Here is a 2489-nt window from a genome sequence, read left to right on the forward strand (position 1 = left end):
CCATCGGCGATCGCGAACGCCAGACCATGCCGGCTGCCCAGCATGGTGCGAACGTTCGGATTCGCGGTCAGCGGCCCGCCCGAGAGAGTCCAGATTCGCGAGCCGTCGGCGGTCTCGAGGGTCTGCTTCTGTGCGGCATCATCCCATCGTGCGACGACCCCGTGACCGAGCACGTCCATACCGTCGGACGGAAGGCCAACCGCGTGGTCGTCGACGATGTCCCACAGCGTCCGAGGCCCGTCGTGGTCGTTCCATGGGTCGACCGTGCGCGGGGTGGTGACAATCGTGCGATCGTCGGCGAAACCATCTGCCGCCATTTGCCCGCCGGCGACGAGGTGTGAGATCGGTCCGGTGCCGTCGATCGCGAAACGCTGCAGGAAGGGGGTGTCGCGCAGGTTGGTGACCACCATCGATCCGTCGGCCAGTCGGTCGGACTGGTAGATCCATTCCGCCTGCGCCGGAAAGCTTCGTCCGGTGAGCGCGCCGTCGGAGAGCAGCCGCTCGACGTGATCCCCGCCGACGCAGACGAAGGTGCCTCGCTCCAGCAGCACCTCGAACTGCCAGCACCCCGCCCGGTGATCGAACTGCCACCGTACCGAGCCGTCGGCCGTGTCGATCAATGCCACCCCATCCGTGCCGGATGCGAGCAGCATGCCGTCGTCCACCGGCTGCAGCTGACGAGTGTCGAGGTCGCCGGAGACCGGGACAGACCGGAGCAGTGTGCGCGTCGCCGGGTCGTAGACATGCAACCAGCCGGGCTCACCCACGGCGATCGTGCCGTCGCTCAACAGGGTCGTCGCCGACCACGGGTACGTCTGGCCCGCGACCCGGCTCACCCCCTCGCGGTGATACTCGAGAGTGTCGACGTCGATCCATATCGGTGCCGCCGACTTCCACGGCCGCAGCACCAGCGTCGCGCCGTCGTCGATGAAGACCCCGTCGGGACCGAGGCCGTACGGCACTTCGACCGGCCCGGCGACGAGTTCGCCCGTGGTCAGGTTCACGGTGGCGAGCACGCTCGTGAACTGCGCCAGGTCGGTCGCGATCACGACCGGATACGCGACGACGGCGAGCGTGCCCGACTCCTGAACATGGATTCCGCCCGGGTACGGTGCCACGAAGTCCGGTAGCGCGACGGGCAGTTCTTCGATCTTCGTCGAGTCGGTCATCTCCCACAGGGTCAGGTGGGTGCCGAGCCCGTCGTCGGATGCCGCCACGACATCCGACGCCACCAGCATGGTGGTCGTCCCCGGAACGACACCCGAGAAGATGCGCTGGTCGGCCGGGTACATGATCTTCGACTCGGGGAGCCCCGGCGCCTCGAGCAACCCGAGCAGCGCGGATCGCACGCGCACGTCATCGGGGTAGCGACGGTGCAGCTCGGCGGAGATCAGCAGCGCCGCATCGAGATCGGAGTCTGCCAAGGCGTAAGCCGTCGCCGCGAGAGCCTCGATGCGGGCGTCTTCGCTCGCGAGAACGGCCTCGCGCTGGCTGAAGAAGGCGATCGAACTCGCGACCAGCGCGATCACGAGCAGGCCACTGGCGACGCCGAACGCGATGCGCAGCCAGCGGTTCTGCCGGCGCTGACGGGTGACGCGCGCGGTCACCTCGGCAAGCTCGTCTCGTCGTGCAGCGTCCGCCGCCTGTAGGTACTCGCGCTCGATGTCGGTCAGGTCGGGGTCGGTCGCGTCGCGCCACTCCAGGAACTCAGCGAGCCGTGTTCCGCGAGGCAGATCCTCGCTCCCGCGATCCAACGTTGCCCATGCCGCGGCACTCGACTCGAGGCGACGCAGCAACGCGGCGGACTCGGCGTCGTCTTGCAGCCAGCCCTCGAGACGCGGCCAGGCGCGCGCGACCGCCTCGTGCGCGACCATCAGCCACTCGCCGTCGATCGCGAGCAGTCGTGCACCGACGAGCTGCTCGATCACGCGGCGCCGACGCACGTCGCCGAGAATCGGCGCGAGCAGCACGTGGCGCCGCACGATGCCGCCGGCCTCGTCGCGCTCAATCAGCCGCAGCATCAACGAATGGCAAGACTCTTGCTCGGCGGCATCGAGGTGGCGAAACCTCTCCTCCGCCGAGATCGCGATCGCCCCGGCGATGCCCCCGGCATCCGTGTATCCGTCGACGGTGAGCGTCGTCCCCTCGCGTCGCGCCCACGTCTCGACGAGCGCGTGAGAGAGGTGCGGCAGGGCGGCGAGCCTCTCACCCGCCTCCCGCAGCACGACCTCCACCAACCCGGGTTCGAGGCGCAGCCCCGCTAGCCGCGCCGGACGCTCGATCGCCTCGCGGATCCCCGCAGCCGCCAGCGGGCCGAGAGCAAACACTCCCGCGCCGATGGCGGCGCCGATGGCGTCGAGGCCCGTCGCCCGGTCGAGGTAGTCCGAGCGCAGCGAGAGGGCGAGTGCCGCCCCGTCGGCGAGCATCTCCGCGAGGGAAGCCACAAGACGGTCGCGCTCCGACGTCTCGAGCTGGAACAGGTCCTCGAA

The 2489-nt window shown here is 69.4% G+C and carries 1 protein-coding gene; it reads right to left on the reverse strand.

Going from position 1 to position 2489, the window contains the following annotated elements; genetic code table 11:
* A partial coding sequence (locus RMO30_RS06005) for a hypothetical protein (RefSeq protein ID WP_309710771.1) occupies positions 1 to 2489 on the reverse strand: 2489 nt, incomplete at both ends.

The organism is Pseudolysinimonas sp. (assembly GCF_031389465.1).
In the GTDB taxonomy this organism is placed as follows: domain Bacteria; phylum Actinomycetota; class Actinomycetes; order Actinomycetales; family Microbacteriaceae; genus Pseudolysinimonas_A.